This is a genomic window from Acidocella aquatica (assembly GCF_030160635.1).
GTDB lineage: Bacteria > Pseudomonadota > Alphaproteobacteria > Acetobacterales > Acetobacteraceae > Acidocella > Acidocella aquatica.
In genome coordinates, this window is sequence record NZ_BSOS01000067.1 from 141,025 (window position 1) to 156,801 (window position 15,777).

Genomic DNA, 15,777 nt, shown 5'->3' on the forward strand with positions numbered 1-15,777 from the left:
ATGAGCGTGCATGTCATCGGCGCCGGGGTCGCCGGCCTCGCCGCCGCCTGCCAGCTCACCGAAGCGGGGCACCACGTCATCCTGTTCGAAGCCGCGAAAACCGCCGGCGGGCGCGCGCGCTCGCATTATGACAATGTGCTGGGCTGCCGCATCGACAATGGCAACCACCTGCTGCTGTCAGGCAACATCTCAACACTCTCCTATCTGCACCGGATCGGCGCCAAACGTTCCCTCACCGGCCCGGCCGGGCCGGTATTCCCGTTTCATGACCTGCGCACCGGAGAGGACTGGACGCTGCGGCTCAACCAGGGGAGCTTTCCCTGGTGGTTATTTTCCCGCAGACACCGCGTGCCGGGCACAAGGCTGCACCATTATCTGGGGCTGCTGAAAATCCGCAAGGCAAAACCCGCCGATCTCGTCGCCCCGCTACTGGCCGGAACCGGGCCGCTCTATACCCAGCTGCTCGAGCTGCTGGCCGTCTCCGCGCTCAACACCAGCCCCCACGTGGCCGCCGCCGCCGCCCTGCGCAGCGTCTTCGAGGAAACCCTGGAGCTGGGCGGCTACGCGACCATCCCCCGCTATGCGCGCATCGGTCTTTCCGAAACCTTCGTCGACCCGGCGCTGGACTGGCTGCGCCAGCACGGCGCGGACATCCGCCTGGGCGAGCGGGTCACCGAAATCTCCCCCGGCCAGGCCACCGTGCTCGCGGTGCCCCCCTGGGCCGCGGCCGAACTGGTGCCCGGCCTCCTCGTCCCAAACGAGTTCGAGTCAATCTACAATCTGCACTTCAAATACGCCCTGCCCCCCGGCGAGGCCGGCTTCTGGGGCTTCATCGGCGGCATGACAGAATGGGTATTCGCCCACAGCAACGTGCTCTCCGTCACCATCTCCGCCGCCAGCCGCTACGCGGACATGAGCCCGGAGGACATCGCCGCCAAAGTCTGGAGCGAAATCGCCAGCGCCTTCTCACTTTCGCCCGAAATCCCGATTTACCGCGCCATCTGGGAAAAACGCGCAACCATGCTGGCCACCCCGGCACAAATGGCCCGCCGCCCAAAAACCAGAACCGCCAACCCAAACCTCATGCTCGCCGGCGACTGGACCGACACCGGCCTGCCCGCCACCATCGAAGGCGCCATCCGCTCCGGCAACGCCGCCGCGCTGGCGCTCATGTCGAACTTTAACAGTTAACGCAATGATTGCTACCTGAACCGCATCAGCGATTCAGGGCGCAATGCCACGCGCTCAAAGTTTACAGCTCGCTGGCGACGCTATTGAAGGTATTGGAAACATTGGTGCCCAGCGTCGTCACGGCGCCAATAATCACAACCGCGATCAACGCCGCGATCAACGCATATTCAATGGCGGTAACAGCCCGGTTATCAGACTTGAGCCGCAACGCCATCCGCAGAAATTCTGTAATCATTCGTAAGCCCTTCCCTGTTCATGTTAATAAGCTAAGTAACTCAGTAACAGCGCTGATCTTATCACGCAAAAGTTATCCAAGTATACAAAATATTAACTTCCGCTCACCCACCGGCCACAACCCGGCCAGACGGCCCGGCCTCTTGGCGCGGAGGCGCCGGTTCACTAAACACAGTCCATAATGTCAGACACTGAAACCACCCGTTACGATTTCGCCACCGCCGAGCCGCATTGGCAGGCCGCCTGGGAGGCCGCCGCGCTATTCAACGCCGCGGACACCCCCACCTCCGGCAAGCCCAAATATTATGTGCTGGAGATGTTCCCCTACCCCTCGGGCAAAATCCACATGGGGCATGTGCGCAACTACACGCTGGGCGATGTCGTCGCCCGCTACAAGCGCGCCAGCGGGTTTGATGTTCTGCACCCCATGGGCTGGGACGCCTTCGGCCTGCCCGCTGAAAACGCCGCCCGCCAGCGCAAGACCGACCCCGCGAGCTGGACCTACGCCAACATCGCCACCATGCGCGGCGAGCTCAAGCGCATGGGCCTCTCGCTCGACTGGTCGCGCGAGTTCGCCACCTGCGACCCTGAATATTACGGCCAGCAGCAGAAAATCTTCCTGGATTTCTGGGCAAACGGCCTGGTCGAGCGGCGCATGAGCGCCGTGAACTGGGACCCGGTGGACCACACCGTGCTCGCCAACGAACAGGTGATCGACGGGCGCGGCTGGCTCTCGGGCGCCCCGGTCGAAAAAAAGAACCTCTCGCAATGGTTCCTCAAAATCACCGATTACGCCGAGGATCTGCTGGAGGGATTAAAAGACCTGCCCCGCTGGCCCGAGCGGGTGAAGCTGATGCAGGAAAACTGGATCGGCCACTCCCAGGGCGCCGACGTCACCTTCGCCCTCACCGCTCCGGTTGGCGGCATCGATTCAGTCACCGTCTACACCACGCGGCCCGATACGCTCTTTGGCATGTCCTTCCTCGCCATCGCGCCCGAACACCCGATCGCCAAGGCGGTTGCCCAATCCAGCACGCAGGCCGCCGCCTTCCTCGCCGAATGCGCCGCCCAGGGCACCTCCGAAGCCGCCATCGAACAGGCCGAGAAAAAGGGTTTTGACACCGGCCTGACCGTACAGAACCCCCTGAACGGCCAGACCTACCCGGTCTGGATCGCCAATTTCGTCCTCATGGACTACGGCACCGGCGCCATTTTCGGCTGCCCCTGCGGCGATGAACGCGATTTCGAGTTCGCCGCCAAATATTCACTCCCCATCCCCATCGTCGTCGCCCCCAGCCTGGAGGCGATCCCCGAACAACTGACCAAAGCGCTGGACGGCGAAGGCATCATCGTCAACTCCGGCTTCCTCACCGGCCTGCCCACCGCCCAGGCCAAGCCCGCCGCCATCGCCGAGCTGGAACGCCTGGGCGCCGGCAAGGCCGTGCAAAACTGGCGCCTGCGCGATTGGGGGATCTCCCGCCAACGCTACTGGGGCTGCCCGATCCCGGTGATCCATTGCGCCGCCTGCGGCCCGCAGCCGGTCCCCGCTGACCAGCTCCCGGTCATCCTGCCGAAGGACGTCACCTTCGATCGCCCCGGCAACCCGCTGGACCACCACCCCAGCTGGAAGCACGTGCCCTGCCCCAAATGCAGCGCCCCCGCCACCCGCGAGACCGACACGTTCGACACCTTTATCGACAGCTCCTGGTATTTCGCGCGCTTCACCGCCCCGCACGCCGCATCGCCGACCAATCTGGAAGCGGTCAACCACTGGCTGCCGGTCGACCAATACGTCGGCGGCATCGAACACGCGATTTTGCACCTGCTCTACGCAAGGTTTTTCACCCGCGCGATGCAAAAAACCGGACATGTCTCGCTGAAAGAGCCTTTCGCCGGCCTGTTCACCCAGGGCATGGTGACACACGAATCCTACAAGGATTCCAATGGCAACTGGCTCTACCCCGAAGAGGTCGTCAAAACCCCCGAAGGCGCCAAACATGTAGAGACCGGCGAACCCGTCACCGTCGGCCGCATCGAAAAAATGTCCAAATCCAAGCGCAACACGGTTGACCCCGGCGTCATCATAGACCGTTTCGGCGCCGACACCGCGCGCTGGTTCGTCCTCTCCGACAATCCACCCGAGCGCGACGTTGAATGGACCGAGTCCGGCATTCTGGGCGCCAACCGCTTCGTCCACCGCCTCTACCGCCTGGCCCTGACCATCGCCGCCGAGCCACGCGCGGCCCAGCCCGAGAGCTTCACCGGCGAGGCCAAAAAGCTCCGCCAGCTCACCCACCGCACCATCGCCGCGGTGAGCGAGGCGCTGGATACCTTCACCTTCAACCTCGCCGTCGCGCGCATCTACGAGCTTTCCGGCGCGCTGGCCGGAGCTTCCCCCACCGATCCCGGATTACTTTGGGCGCGCTTTGAAGCCATCGAGACCATCGCGCACCTGATCGCGCCGATGATGCCGCATCTGGCCGAGGAAATCTTCGCAGCCATCCGCCCAAACAGCGGCATGGTCGCCATCAACCCCTGGCCGAAGGCCGATCCGGCCTATCTCACCGTCGATGAAGTCACCGTCGCCGTGCAGGTCAACGGCAAATTGCGCGGCACCGTGCTGCTCCCGGCCGGGGCCAAGGCCGATGTCGCCTTGCCGATTGCCAAGCAGGCTGTCGCGGGCGCATTACTGGGCCAGCTCATCGTGAAGGAAATCTGCGTGCCTGACAGGATCGTGAACTTTGTCGTCAAACCCGCGTAAACTCCTCCCCGCGCTGGGCCTGCTCGCCCTCGCCGGCTGCGGCTTCACCCCGCTATACGGCCAGAGCGGAAGTGGCGGCGTCGCGCAACAGCTTGATAGCGTGGCAGTCGGCAACATCCCCGAGCGCCCCGGCCAGATGCTGCGCGAGAGTCTGGAAACCCAGCTGCACACCGCCGGCGCGCCAGATCGCGAACTCTACAGCCTCGCCGTAACCTACACCATCGGCACCGCCAGCATCGGCGTGCAGCAGGACACCGCAAGCACCCGCAACCGCCTCACCGCAACCGCCAACTGGGTGCTCAGCCCCATCGGCGGCGGCGCGCCGCTCGCCACCGGCACCGCCACCACCGAGAACGCGGCCAACGTCGTCGACCAGCAATATTTCGCCCTCACCCTGGAGACCGCCACGGTCAACCAGCAGCTGGCCGACACCATCGCCGCCCAGATCACCAGCCAGGTCGCCGCTTATTTCGACACCCACCCAGGCGCATGACACCAAAGGGCCGGAATTGGCGATATGAAGCTTGAGGCCGGGCGCACCGAGGCGTTCCTAAAAAACCCCAACACACCCGCCGTCCTCATCTTCGGCCCTGATTCCGGTCTCGTCGCCGAGCGTGGGCTGGCCCTGGTCCGCGCGTTCCCCGGCGCGCTGGAAGACCCCTTCCGCTACACCGAACTACACAACCCTGACGCGGCCACCCTGCTGGCCGAAGCCACCGCCGCCTCGCTCACCGGCGGCAAGCGCGTGGTGCGCGTGCGCGACGCGCACGAAACCCTGGTGAAGCCGCTTGAGGCGCTGCTGAAATCCCCGCCGGACGCGCTCATCATCCTCGAGGCCGGCGAGCTGACCGGCAAATCCAAACTGCGCGCGCTGGCGGAAAAATCCCCCGCCGCCACCGCCATCGCCTGCTACGCAATCGACTCCGCCCGCCTGCCCGGCGTCATCACCGCGCGGCTGCGCGCGCAAAACATCACCATCGAGCCGGACGCCGCCACCTGGACCGCCAACAACGTCTCCGGCGAAGAGGGCCTGCTGCGCCAGGCGCTGGAAGTCCTCGTCCTCTACGCCGGGGCGGAGCAGCGCCTCAGCCTCGCCGATGTCTCCGCCGCCCTGGCCGATGGCGGCGATACCTCGGTGCAGGAGGCCATCGACGCCACCATAACCGGCGACCCCGCCGCCACTGACCGCGCCCTGGCCCTGGCCTATGACGAAGGGCAATCGCCGGTCGGCATCTTGCGCATGCTGCTGGGCGAGCTGATGCGCCTGCGGGTCGCCGCCGGCGCCATTGCGCAAGGCGCCTCCACCTCCGAGGCCATGGCCGCAATCCGCCCGCCGGTCTTCTTCAAACGGCAAAATCTGGTCACCCGCGCGCTGAACATCTGGTCCCTGCCCGCCCTCACCGAGGCCATCGCCGCCAGCTTGCGGGCAGAGTCCGCCTGCAAGCAGACCCTCACCCCCGACCAGGCTTTTTGCCGCCAGACCATGCTGGCCCTCGCCTCGCGCGCCCGCAACGCGGCACGGCGCTAGTGTCCTGCCCCTGAAGTCCGCTGCATCTCACAGCGGACGGAAGGGACAAGCAGGCCACTGAAAACAAAGCGCTAGTGTCCCGTGAGGGAAGATATTTTGATGTTACGAACCTTAAAATCGGGACACTAGAGCCTGATCGCATTAAGTGCGATCAGGCTCTAGCCATTTTTTCCGAGGGCGATTCACGCTTTCGGCTCGCTCGGTTGCGCGAACCTCAAACAATCGCACTCTAAGGCTCCTACGCCCCGCTCGGCGCGCCCTTGCCCACGCCGCCGCCGCGCCCCGCGGAATGTGCCGTAATGGCCACACTTGTTTGATATTATTAAAGAATTTCACGACATCAATTGACAATTCATTAGGGAAAGCCTGTCATCAGTTTCAAGTGGGCAACCGCGTATAAGCGCCCGCGGGATGTAAGGATTCTGGGAATGTCTAACCGTGGAAAATATCTCCGCGCAGGCCTGTTCAGCATGGCCCTGCCGCTTGCTGCGTGCTTATGCGCGCCTGCCGCCTTCGCGTCAGACTCGCTTCCCGGTGACGGCATCGCCCCGCCGGTCAACGTCAACATCGGCATGCTCTACAACATATTCACCAACGCGGGCGGCATCGGCGACATTCACGGCGGCAGCTACAACCAAAACACGCATATCTCCATGGATATCGTGGTCGGCCGCTACATCCGCACCTTCGATATCAACGGCATTCTCTCCGGCGTGCAGTTTTATGTCCCCTATGCCGGCTTCCTCGGCGGCCAGGAGGCGGGCATCGCCAACATCCCCGGCCCCTACGTACCAGCACTTGGCGGCCAGTTGCCCTCCTACGGCCCCGGGCGCGCCAACCTCTCGCATAACAGCGGCTTCGGCCAGCCCTATTTCGGCGTGTTTTCCTACGTGCTCAATCACCCGGCCAGCGGCACCTATGGGGTCATCGCCCCCTGGATCGCACCGCCGCTCGCCACCTTCAGCCGCGGCGCCAACCTCAACCCCGGCCAGAACACCTGGACCTACGAGCTGGAGCTGGGCTTCCGCACCGTGCTCTGGGGCACGCCCTCCACACCCAATCTGGCCGTGGAACTCTGGAGCGAAAGCTATGTCTTTGGCGCCAACGCGCAATCGGCCTATGTCTCGCCGGAAGTCTCGGCCAACAACATCCCCGCGATCTACAACACCTATAACGCCCTGAGCGGCGGGGCGATCCCCAACACCAACCCGCTCCAATCCAGCCAGGTGATTCCCGCCAGCTTCCATGAACAACCCTCGCAGGAATTCCGCATCTACCTGCCTTATGAATTCGCCCCCTCCATGGGCGCGTTCATCGCACCAGGCTTCTTCCAGTCTTTCGGCGGCAAGCAGACCTATAATTTGCAAGGCGGCGGCACGCTCGATTCCGGCAACCGCACCAACGAGACTCAGCTGCGCCTCATCGGCTCAACCTTCCTCTCGCCAACGCTGCAGATCATGGCCATCGGCGAATACGATCTCGCCTCACACGGCGGCCCGCTGAACCGCAACGTTGAAATCCGCCTCGCAACGTTTTTCTGAAACCACTTCCACAAACAAAAAACGGGCACCCAGGGTGCCCGTTTTTATTCGCCGCATGGCGTTCATTCAATGCTCGCGCGCACCCCCAGCAACACCGACGCACCGGGCATCTGCAACCCGTTCACCGGCTCGAAGTTCGACCCAAGAATGTTCTTGCCCACGGCAAACAGCGTGAACTGGTCATTCAGCCGATACTGCGCGTTCAAATTCACAATCGTCCCCGGCCGCGAACTGCCGGTGCCCGCGGCAATCGGGTAGCCGTTATTGTCATACAGATAATCGCTGAACCGCCCAACATATTGCACCTGCGGCGTGATGCTGACCCCCGGCGCGGGAATAAACGTCAACGCCGCCGAGCCCGCGTTCTGCGGCCGGCGCAACAGCGCGGCGCGCGTCTGCGCATCAATCGCGTTCGTATAGGTGTAGGTGAAATCCGCGCTCAGCCAGGGCGCCGGATTCAGCACCAGCTCGCTTTCCACCCCCTTGACGCGCGCCTGCCCGATATTGCGCTCCGTCGAGCTGGTATAGCTTGGCGGCAACGAGACAAAAGTGATGAGATCGCGAATGTCAGACTGGAAATACGTCGCCGAGATGCTCGCGAAATCTCCTTGCCCAAAGCCCGGAATATCAAACTGCGGCCCGATCTCGAAGCCGCTGCTATACTCGGCCTTCAGCTTCGGGTTGCCCTGATAGGTATATACGCCCGAGCTGTTCTGGCCATACAGATCATACAACGATGGCGCCAGAAACCCGGTGCCATAAGACGCCTTCAGCCGCATATCCGCCTCCGGCACCGCCAGCACGCCGCCCACGCGCCAGGTAAGCGCATTGCCGAAACTCGAGACAGCATCATCGCGCAGCGCCCCCGTGAGGGTGAGGCGGCGCAGCAATGTCGTCTGCGCGCCCACATGCCCCGCCCAGGTATGCTGCGAGGCCCCCACCAGCGCCACATACGGAGACCCAAAATACACATCGTTCACCCGCTCATGCGCCGTATCGTTGATATATTCAGCGCCGAACTGCACCGCGGAATCAGAGGTGCGCCCCACATAGGGCAGATGCACGGTGTTGTTCCACTGCACATCGGTGCGCGTACCATGATACACCTCATCCGCCTGCACCTGGTTCGGGTCCGCCGCGTCCAGCAGGTTGGTGTTGTGCAGCGTGTTATCCAGCCGGGCCGCGAACAGCTCCGTGCTCAGCCAGCCGTTAAACAGATTGCTGGCAACGCCAAGCTTGCCAAAATAATTGGTGTTCTTGTCGTAATTATTCGGATCATCATAGATCGGATAACCCAGATCGGGAAAACCGGCGGTGGTCTGCTGCGCGCGGCCCACCACATAAACCCGCGTCCCGGGCACCGGCGTATAACCCAGGTTGACCGAGGCAAGCTGCGAGCGGAACGGGTCTTTCACCCCCGCATAAACGCTCATGCGCTTTGGCGTGTAGTCAAACCCGGATTCCTCATCCAGCGCGCCGGTCAGCGCGTAATCAAACTTGCCCGACGAGCCTGAAACCATGGCGCTCGCCTGCCCCTGGCTCGGGAACCCCCCGGCCAGCGTCACGCTCGCCTTCGCCCGGCCAGAACCGCGCAAAGTGATGATATTGATCACCCCGCCGATCGCGTTCGAGCCATACAGGCCCGACATCGCGCCCCGCACCACCTCGATCCGCTCGACATCGCTCAGCGTATAATCGCCAAAATTAAAGGCCCCGTTCGCCTCGGAGGGGTCATTCACCGGCACGCCGTCCACCAGCACCAGCACATCCTCCGAATTGGTGCCGCGGATGAACACGCTGGTCTGCGCCCCAGAGCCACCGGACTGCACCACACCCAGCCCCGGCACCGCGCTCAGCGCCTGCGCCAGCGTGGTATACCCGCGCTTCTCGAAATCCGCCTTGGTGATAATGCTCACCCCCGCCGCCACTTTCGCCACCGGATCGGGGATGCGCGTCGCCGTCACCGTCGTCAGCTGCACCCCGCCATCCGCCCACGCCGCCACCGGCAGCAGCGATGCCGCCAGAAAATACCGCAATAACCCAATCTTGCTCATAACCCGCTCCGCGCCAGCCGCGCGCGGGTTTCCCCCGCATGCGGCACATTCAAAAATGCGACAGAGGCTCAGGGTCTCTCTCCCTTCCATCCATGGTGCACCCCGCCCATAAACGCGCAAATGTCTCGATGCCGGCCGGTCTCCTGGCTCGCGGATTTTCGCGCCCTCCGCCTTCTCGCCCTCATGGGGCAATGGCATGTGGAGAGAGCTAGCCGCTCACAGTTGCGGGGGCAGCCGCGGATTTTTGATACCGCATTCCCGTTTAAGCCCGTCATCACAACGGGCCACCGTCATCTGAACGGGGTGTTAACCCCTTAATACGCCCGCAGGCAAGCCGGGCATGTTTGAATTTCCCGCCGCGCCACGCTAGACGACCAGGGATGCTCCACCCGCAAACACAAGTAACGGCTGAGCGGGCCTCCAAGCTGCGCCGGTTCGCCAGCCGCGTCACCTTTGTGGTCGCGGTTCTCCTGCTTGTGGTTAAAATCACCGCCTGGCTCGCCACCGGCTCGGTCGCCCTGCTCTCCTCCACGGTTGACGGGCTGGTCGACGTGGTCACCTCCTTCACCACCTTCCGCGCCGTGCGCATGGCCGAGCGCCCGCCAGACCGGCGCCACCGCTTCGGCTACGGCAAGGCCGAGGCGCTGGCCGGTTTCACCCAATCGCGCTTCCTCTACGGCGGCGCCCTGGTGCTGGCGTTCCAGTCCGTTGAGCGGCTGGCCTTCCCCGATCCGGTGAAGCAGATCGGCTTTGGCCTCTGGGTCGTCATCGCCAGCCTGCTGGCCGCCGCCGGGCTGGTGGTTCTGCAAACCTGGGTGGTGCGCCAGACCACCTCCACCGCCATCGCGGCCGACCGCGCGAACTACCTGGCCGATGTCGCGGTCAATCTCGCCGTGCTGGCAGCCCTGGCGATCATCCATCTCACCGGCTGGAACCGCGTTGACCCCGCCTTCGCCCTCCTCATCGCCGGCTACATGTACTGGAACAGCCGCTCCATCGACACCGATGTGCTGAAACAACTGCTCGACCGCGAATTGCCGCCCGAAGAGCGCAAACGCATCGAGGACAAAGTCCTGGCCTGCCCCGGCGTGCGCGGCGTGCACGACCTGCGGACCCGCCACTCCGGCGACCGGACCTTCGTGGAATTCCACATGGAGGTGGACGCCCAGCTCACCATCACCCAGGGCCACGCCATCAGCGACGCCGCCGAAGCCGCCGTGCGGGCGCTATTCCTGCCGCAGGTGGTGGAGGTGATCTCGCATCTGGAACCAGCCGGCATCAAGGATGAGCGGCTGGACGACCGGGTCAGCTAAAATGGCGCGCGCACCACGGTAACATCCCAACGTCAATAATATTCAACACCCCCGGCCTTGCGTTGCGTAAAGACCATGGCAATACTACCCAAATCATCCGGCCCCCTCGGGCAAGCCGGAGCGCGGGAGACAAACAACATGGCGATCAGCGTTTTTGATTTGCTTAAAATCGGCATCGGTCCATCCAGCTCTCACACCGTCGGCCCCATGCGCGCCGCCCTGCGCTTCGCCACCGGCCTGGCCGAATCCGGCCAGTTAACCCAAACAACCCGCATCAAGGCCGAGCTTTACGGCTCCCTCGGCGCCACCGGGCGCGGCCACGGCAGCGACAAAGCCGTCCTCCTCGGCCTCCAAGGCGAAGCCCCCGACCAGGTGGACACCACAACCGTCCCCGCCAAGCTCGAGGCCATCCGCGCCACCCACCGCCTAAACCTGCTGGGCCGCCACGAAATCGCCTTCACCGAGGCCGAAGACCTGCTCTTCCACAAACGCACCTCCCTGCCCTACCACCCCAACGGCATGCGCTTCACCGCGTTTGACTCCGCAGGCGCCGAGCTGCGCAACCGCGTCTACTACTCCGTCGGCGGCGGCTTCGTCGTCAACGAGGAAGCCGCCGGCTCCGACCGCATCGTGCCAGACCAAACCTCCCTCCCCTACGAATTCAAATCCGGCAAACAACTCCTCGAACTTTGCCAAACCAACAACATGCCCATCAGCCGGCTCATGCTCGAGAACGAAAAATCCTGGCGCACCGGGCCAGAAATCCGCAGCGGCCTGCTCAACATCTGGCAAGTCATGCAACAATGCGTGCGCACCGGCTGCGCCACCGAGGGCACGCTGGCCGGCGGCCTGAAAGTCCGCCGCCGCGCCGCCCAGCTCTACCGCCAGCTCTCCAGCCAGCCCGAAGCCGCCCTGCGCGACCCGCTGACCATCATGGACTGGGTCAACCTCTACGCCCTGGCCGTCAACGAGGAAAACGCCGCCGGCGGGCGCGTCGTCACCGCCCCCACCAACGGCGCCGCCGGCATCATCCCCGCCGTGCTCCACTACTACACCCGCTTCGTCCCCGGCGCTGACGACGCAGGCGTCATCGCCTTCCTCCTCACCGCCGCCGCCATCGGCATTTTGTACAAGGAGAACGCCTCAATCTCCGGCGCCGAAGTCGGCTGCCAGGGCGAGGTCGGCGTCGCCTGCTCCATGGCCGCCGGCGCCCTCACCGAAGTCATGGGCGGAACCCCCGCCCAGGTCGAAAACGCCGCCGAAATCGGCATGGAACACAACCTCGGCCTCACCTGCGACCCCATCGGCGGCCTCGTCCAGGTCCCCTGCATCGAACGCAACGCCATGGGCGCCATGAAAGCCATCAACGCCGCCCGCATGGCCCTGCGCGGCGACGGCACCCACTTCGTCTCCCTCGACAAAGTCATCCGCACCATGCGCCAAACCGGCGCCGACATGAAAACCAAATACAAAGAAACCGCCCGCGGCGGCCTCGCCGTCAACATCATCGAGTGCTGACCCAAAAAGTGCTGCCCCACAAAGTGCTGCCCCACACCCCTTCCGTCATGCCAGCGTAAGCTGGCATCCCCCATCAAACACCCCCCAAAAACAAACCCTCCCAGAATGCGTAGGATGGGTAAGCGCAGCGCCACCCATCAACCGGATGCCGCATAAAACCGGCAGCCAGCCCCCCCGCCCGCCCATCCGTTCACCGCCCGTCAGCTTACGGTCCGCGAAAAGGAATACCGGACATTCGCTTTACGACGAGGCCGAGCCGGGAGCTGCAGGTCATCTTTCACGACACCCGACAATAAAGGCGGACTTCGCTCTACATTGATTTCAGTTCGCTGCTGCAGGCCCGCTAGTTACTGAGATGCCAACAGCTTGACTTGATAACAAGCGATCGATTTATTGACTATATTCGACTTCGGTTACAATGATTGGAATATCTTATGCCGCCAAAACAGGATCTGACGCATCGCGATATTTATGCTCTCGCTGACGATAGAGGCCGCGTGAAGATCGGGAGCTCGAACGACGTCTGGAAGCGAAAAGACAACCTTCAGACCGGTAACGCAGATGAATTACGGCTTGTCCACGCAGAAAAAGTTGAACGGTCAATTGCGTCAAAGGTCGAGCGCGGCGCGCGAAAGATTTTGAAGGACAACGGCCATTCCGGCGTGCGCGAATGGATCAATGACGTGCCTGACGACGACGCACGTGACGCAATAAGGACTGCACACGACAATCAACGCGGTCGGAACCAGAAGTAACAACCGTAGGATGGGTAAGCGCAGCGCCACCCATCGATTTCCTGAAATGCCCACCCTCCAATACCTCACACCCCCCACCCCCATCCAACACCCCGCCCGCGCCCGCCCAAATTGGCGCGCCCCCTCACCCCCTACCTCGCGTAAGCCCCCACCTGCGCCAACACATTCTGCGCCTGTTTCAAATGCGGAATATCCAGCAACCGTAGGATGGGTGAGCGAAGCGCTACCCATCGACTTTCTGAAACACCCACGATTTAATACGTTACGCTTTACTCAACCATCCTACACGCGTTCCGCTTGCGGGGTCATCTGGCCGGACCACCAACCGCCCCCCCAACCCCCTACCTCGCGTAAGCCCCCACCTGCGCCAACACATTCCGCGCCTGTTTCAAATGCGGAATATCCAGCATCTTCCCATCCAGCCCCACGGTCCCGGTCCCCGGCGCTGCGTCAAACGCCGCCACCACCCGCCGCGCGTGCTCCACTTCCGCCGCCGACGGCATAAAGCTCTCGTTAATCCCCGCCACCTGTGCAGGATGAATCGCAATCCGCCCGGTAAACCCTTCCGCCCGCGCCGCCCGGCATGAGGCCCTCAAGCCCTCGTCATCCTTAAAATCCACATACAGCGTATCAATCGCCTGCACCCCCGCCGCATGCGCCGCCAACAGCGTCAGCGAGCGCACCAGCCTATAGGTCAGCGCCCACTGCCCGCTACCATCCAAATTCGTGCTGGCCCCCACAGCGGCTGACAAATCCTCCGCCCCCCACGTAATCCCCAGCAGCCGCGCCAGCCCAGCCCCCGCATAATCACCCAGCCGGAACGGCGCCACGGCGGTCTCCGTCGCCACCGGCAAAATCTTCACCGAGCCCAGCGCCACACCCCCCTGAACCTCCAGCGCATCCAAAAAATGCGAGAGTTTCAATACATCTTCCGGACCGTTGGCTTTCGGCAACATCAGCCCATCCGGCCCCGCCGCCACAATCGCCGCCAAATCCGTCAGCGCCAAATCCGTATCCAGAGGGTTAATCCGCACCCAAAGCTCAGCCCCCCGCTTCCCCTTCGGCCGCTCCCGCAAAAACGCCGGAATCAACTCCCGCGCCAGCGGTTTATTCGCCGGCGCAACAGAATCCTCCAAATCCAAAATCAACGCATCCGCGCCCGATGCATCCGCCTTGGCCAGCTTCTTTTCAGAATCCCCCGGAATAAACAGGAACGACCGAATATTCGCCATCACACGGGCTTCTTCTTCTGCAAGCCCGAACGCTTGCACGACGCCACCAGCTCATCCTTCTGGTTATAAGCTTTGTGCAAAAACGTAACAATTCCCTGGTCCGGGCGAGACTTGCTCTCCCGCAACTCAATCACCTCGGTCACCACATGCACCGTGTCGCCATGGAACAACGGATGCGGAAACCGCACCTCATCCCAGCCCAGATTCGCAACCGCCGTCCCCAGCGTGGTGTCCCCCACCGAGATCCCGACCATCAGCCCCAGCGTAAACGCCGAGTTCACCAGGCGCTGCCCAAAGGGCGTGCCCTTCATATACTCCTCATCCAGGTGCAGCAGCGCTGGATTATGCGTCATCGCGGTAAACAGCACATTGTCCGTTTCCGTCACGGTGCGGCGGATCGGGTGGTGAAACACCTGCCCGACCGTCAATTCATCAAACCAAAGTCCCGCCATTAGTGCAGCCCCAAAATAGAGATACCGGCAATACCCAAATAGGGCACGCCGCCCAGATTATGCGTCAACCCAATCGAGGGCGCCTTCAACTGCCGCGCGCCCGCGCGCCCGAGCAGCTGCAAATACACCTCATAAGCCATCCGCAGCCCCGAAGCCCCGATCGGATGCCCAAAACACTTCAACCCGCCATCAATCTGGCACGGAATCTTGCCCGTGGCATCATAAACCCCGTCCAGATAATCGCGCACCGCGTGCCCATCCTCGGAGAGAAACAAATCCTCCATTGTCACCAGCTCGGTGATCGAGAAACAATCATGCACCTCGGTCAGGCTGATCTGCTCACGCGGAGTGCTGATCCCCGCCTCCTTATACGCCCGCGCCGCCGCATTGCGCGTATTGGGCACATAGGAGCCATCCCACGTATTCATCGCGGTCTCCTGCCCCGAGCTGATCGAGAGCTGCAACGCCTTCACCGTCACCAGCTCCTTCTTGCCCAGCGCGCGCGCAATCTCCGGCGTCGTCACAATCGCGCAAGCTGACCCATCAGAAACACCCGAGCAATCAAACAACCCCAGCGGATCAGAAATCATCGGCGCATTCATAATGGTTTCCATTGAAACCGCCTTCTGGAAATGCGCCTTCGGGCTATGCACACCGTTCTGGTGGCTCTTCCATGAAACATGCGCGATCGCCCGCTTCAGCTCCTCTTTCGAAATCCCATAGCGCGCGCGATACCCATCGGCCAGCTGCGCGAACCCTGCCGGCGCCGAGGCCATCGGCATCCACATATCATTGAACGTGCCCTTAAAAGGCGGCGGCAGCCCGCCATACCCCGTATCCTTCAGCTTCTCGGCCCCAATTGCCAGCGCAATATCCACCGCCCCCGAGGCCACCGCATAAGCCGCCCCGCGCAGCGCCTCGGTCCCGGTCGCGCACATGTTTTCCACCCGCGTGAAGGGAATCCCGTTCAACCGCAGCGCCGTCGAAGCCGGGATCGCCGAGTTGCCGATATTCACCGCATCCATGCACGAGCCCAGCCAAGCCGCGTCAATCTGCTTGCGCTCAATCCCCGCGTCCGCCAGCGCCTCCTCGAACGACTCCGCCATCAGCTCCTGGCTTCCCGCATCCCAGCGCTCGCCAAACTTCGAGCAACCCATGCCCAGAATCGCAACCTTATCCTTGATACCTGTTGCCATGA

General features: G+C 63.0%; 13 protein-coding genes and 1 riboswitch. Of the genes, 8 read left to right on the top strand and 5 right to left on the bottom strand.

Annotated features, from left to right (window positions below; all coding sequences use genetic code 11):
• The gene (hpnE, locus tag QQJ84_RS11585; RefSeq protein ID WP_284258355.1) at positions 1–1,191 is read left to right on the top strand and encodes a hydroxysqualene dehydroxylase HpnE; all 1,191 of its coding nucleotides are present in this window, start codon (positions 1–3) and stop codon (positions 1,189–1,191) included.
• A gap of 61 nt (positions 1,192–1,252) precedes the next feature.
• Here hpnE and QQJ84_RS11590 read toward each other — a convergent pair whose 3' ends face one another.
• Positions 1,253–1,426: a Flp family type IVb pilin gene (locus QQJ84_RS11590; protein ID WP_284258356.1), complete on the bottom strand. Its 174-nt coding sequence runs from the start codon at positions 1,424–1,426 to the stop codon at positions 1,253–1,255.
• Positions 1,427–1,606: 180 nt separating this feature from the next.
• Between QQJ84_RS11590 and leuS the strand changes: the two genes are divergently transcribed.
• The 4 genes from leuS to QQJ84_RS11610 all read left to right on the top strand — a co-directional run bounded on the left by leuS (position 1,607) and on the right by QQJ84_RS11610 (position 7,255).
• The gene (gene leuS / locus QQJ84_RS11595; RefSeq protein ID WP_284258357.1) at positions 1,607–4,186 is read left to right on the top strand and encodes a leucine--tRNA ligase; all 2,580 of its coding nucleotides are present in this window, start codon (positions 1,607–1,609) and stop codon (positions 4,184–4,186) included.
• On the top strand, positions 4,167–4,679 hold the full coding sequence (gene lptE / locus QQJ84_RS11600; protein ID WP_284258358.1) for an LPS assembly lipoprotein LptE: 513 nt from the start codon (positions 4,167–4,169) through the stop codon (positions 4,677–4,679). Before leuS ends, lptE begins: the two co-directional genes overlap by 20 nt.
• 24 nt (positions 4,680–4,703) lie before the next feature.
• On the top strand, positions 4,704–5,714 hold the full coding sequence (gene holA / locus QQJ84_RS11605; RefSeq protein ID WP_284258359.1) for a DNA polymerase III subunit delta: 1,011 nt from the start codon (positions 4,704–4,706) through the stop codon (positions 5,712–5,714).
• Between the two features lie 428 nt (positions 5,715–6,142).
• The gene (locus QQJ84_RS11610; protein ID WP_284258360.1) at positions 6,143–7,255 is read left to right on the top strand and encodes a transporter; all 1,113 of its coding nucleotides are present in this window, start codon (positions 6,143–6,145) and stop codon (positions 7,253–7,255) included.
• Between the two features lie 62 nt (positions 7,256–7,317).
• Here QQJ84_RS11610 and QQJ84_RS11615 read toward each other — a convergent pair whose 3' ends face one another.
• Complete coding sequence (locus QQJ84_RS11615; protein ID WP_284258361.1) at positions 7,318–9,309, bottom strand: TonB-dependent receptor plug domain-containing protein; 1,992 nt, start codon at positions 9,307–9,309, stop codon at positions 7,318–7,320.
• 116 nt (positions 9,310–9,425) lie between these two features.
• A riboswitch (cobalamin riboswitch) is annotated at positions 9,426–9,616 on the bottom strand.
• A gap of 73 nt (positions 9,617–9,689) precedes the next feature.
• On the opposite strand from QQJ84_RS11615, the gene QQJ84_RS11620 reads away from it, so the two are divergent.
• From QQJ84_RS11620 to QQJ84_RS11630, 3 genes are all read left to right on the top strand, one after another.
• Positions 9,690–10,622, top strand: a complete 933-nt coding sequence (locus QQJ84_RS11620; RefSeq protein ID WP_284258362.1) for a cation diffusion facilitator family transporter — start codon at positions 9,690–9,692, stop codon at positions 10,620–10,622.
• A gap of 138 nt (positions 10,623–10,760) precedes the next feature.
• A complete protein-coding gene (locus tag QQJ84_RS11625) occupies positions 10,761–12,140 on the top strand; it encodes an L-serine ammonia-lyase (protein WP_284258363.1) in 1,380 nt (459 codons plus the stop codon).
• A gap of 434 nt (positions 12,141–12,574) precedes the next feature.
• On the top strand, positions 12,575–12,895 hold the full coding sequence (locus tag QQJ84_RS11630; RefSeq protein WP_284258364.1) for a GIY-YIG nuclease family protein: 321 nt from the start codon (positions 12,575–12,577) through the stop codon (positions 12,893–12,895).
• 341 nt (positions 12,896–13,236) lie between these two features.
• On the opposite strand, the gene QQJ84_RS11635 is transcribed toward QQJ84_RS11630, so the two are convergent.
• The 3 genes from QQJ84_RS11635 to QQJ84_RS11645 are packed head-to-tail and all read right to left on the bottom strand — an operon-like array spanning position 13,237 to position 15,775.
• Positions 13,237–14,127, bottom strand: coding sequence for an HpcH/HpaI aldolase/citrate lyase family protein (locus tag QQJ84_RS11635; RefSeq protein ID WP_284258365.1), 891 nt, complete (start codon positions 14,125–14,127; stop codon positions 13,237–13,239).
• Positions 14,127–14,579, bottom strand: a complete 453-nt coding sequence (locus QQJ84_RS11640; protein ID WP_284258366.1) for a MaoC family dehydratase — start codon at positions 14,577–14,579, stop codon at positions 14,127–14,129. The genes QQJ84_RS11635 and QQJ84_RS11640 overlap by 1 nt, the downstream gene beginning before the upstream one ends.
• Entirely contained in the window at positions 14,579–15,775 is a 1,197-nt protein-coding gene (locus QQJ84_RS11645; RefSeq protein ID WP_284258367.1) for an acetyl-CoA acetyltransferase, read from the bottom strand. The genes QQJ84_RS11640 and QQJ84_RS11645 overlap by 1 nt, the downstream gene beginning before the upstream one ends.
• Positions 15,776–15,777: the final 2 nt, after the last annotated feature.

Bases quoted from the DNA above. Each gene is read 5' to 3' on its own strand.
- hpnE (WP_284258355.1), top strand. From the start codon at position 1: ATGAGCGTGCATGTCATCGGCGCCGGGGTCGCCGGCCTCGCCGCCGCC.
- QQJ84_RS11590 (WP_284258356.1), bottom strand. From the start codon at position 1,426: ATGATTACAGAATTTCTGCGGATGGCGTTGCGGCTCAAGTCTGATAAC.
- leuS (WP_284258357.1), top strand. From the start codon at position 1,607: ATGTCAGACACTGAAACCACCCGTTACGATTTCGCCACCGCCGAGCCG.
- holA (WP_284258359.1), top strand. From the start codon at position 4,704: ATGAAGCTTGAGGCCGGGCGCACCGAGGCGTTCCTAAAAAACCCCAAC.
- QQJ84_RS11610 (WP_284258360.1), top strand. From the start codon at position 6,143: ATGTCTAACCGTGGAAAATATCTCCGCGCAGGCCTGTTCAGCATGGCC.
- QQJ84_RS11615 (WP_284258361.1), bottom strand. From the start codon at position 9,309: ATGAGCAAGATTGGGTTATTGCGGTATTTTCTGGCGGCATCGCTGCTG.
- QQJ84_RS11620 (WP_284258362.1), top strand. From the start codon at position 9,690: ATGCTCCACCCGCAAACACAAGTAACGGCTGAGCGGGCCTCCAAGCTG.
- QQJ84_RS11625 (WP_284258363.1), top strand. From the start codon at position 10,761: ATGGCGATCAGCGTTTTTGATTTGCTTAAAATCGGCATCGGTCCATCC.
- QQJ84_RS11630 (WP_284258364.1), top strand. From the start codon at position 12,575: ATGCCGCCAAAACAGGATCTGACGCATCGCGATATTTATGCTCTCGCT.
- QQJ84_RS11635 (WP_284258365.1), bottom strand. From the start codon at position 14,127: ATGGCGAATATTCGGTCGTTCCTGTTTATTCCGGGGGATTCTGAAAAG.
- QQJ84_RS11640 (WP_284258366.1), bottom strand. From the start codon at position 14,579: ATGGCGGGACTTTGGTTTGATGAATTGACGGTCGGGCAGGTGTTTCAC.
- QQJ84_RS11645 (WP_284258367.1), bottom strand. From the start codon at position 15,775: ATGGCAACAGGTATCAAGGATAAGGTTGCGATTCTGGGCATGGGTTGC.